The organism is Shewanella hafniensis, from assembly GCF_019655335.1.
In the GTDB taxonomy this organism is placed as follows: domain Bacteria; phylum Pseudomonadota; class Gammaproteobacteria; order Enterobacterales; family Shewanellaceae; genus Shewanella; species Shewanella hafniensis.
This window is the reverse complement of the sequence record NZ_BPFD01000199.1, coordinates 1-658: the sequence shown is the minus strand read 5'-3', so window position 1 is coordinate 658 and position 658 is coordinate 1. Positions and strand designations below refer to the sequence as shown.

Annotated in this window: 1 protein-coding gene; it reads right to left on the bottom strand. The window is 45.0% G+C overall.

The window, feature by feature from the left end; genetic code table 11:
- Positions 1-6: 6 nt before the first annotated feature.
- The coding region (locus K5Q99_RS23130) for a hypothetical protein (RefSeq protein WP_220778133.1) at positions 7-658 on the bottom strand (652 nt) is incomplete at its 5' end.

The window sequence follows — 658 nt, the reverse complement described above, 5'->3', positions numbered from 1 at the left end:
GGTTAATCATCCCCCTTTTCTCTTCTCTCTTCTTTCCCTTTCTCCCTTCTTTTCTTCCTTCTCCTCTCTCCTTCCTTTTTCTTCTCTCTTCTTCTTTTCTCCTTCTTCTTCTCTTCTTTTCCTCCTTTTTCTTCCCTCCCCTCCTCCCTTTTTCTCCCTTCCTCTTCTCTTTCCTTTTTTCCCTTGCTTCTCCTCTTTCCCTTTTTTTCTTTCTTTTCTTCTTTTCTTCTTCTTCCTTCCCCCCCTCCTTTTTTTCCTCTTCCTTCCCCTTTTCCTCTCTTCCCTCCCCCTTCCCTCTCTCCTTCTTCCCCCCTTCCTTTTTCCTTCTTCTCCCCTCTCCCTCTTTCCCTTCTTTCTTCCCTTTTTTCCTTTCTCCTCCTCTTTTTCCTTCCCCCCTTTTCCCTTTTCTCTTCCTCCTCTTTCCTTTCCTTTTTTTCCCTTTCCTTTCCCCCCCCCTTTTTTTTTCTCCCTCCTTTCCCTTTTTCCTTTCTTTTTTTCTCTCTTTTTCTTTCTTTCTCTCTCTTTCCCTCTCTTCTCTCCCCTCTCCCCCTCTCTTTCTTTTCTTTCTCCCTTTCCCTTCTCTCCTCCCTTTTCCTTTCTCCCCCCTTCCCCCTCTCTTTTCTTCTTTCCTTTCTTTCCCTTCTCTCCTTTCTCTCTC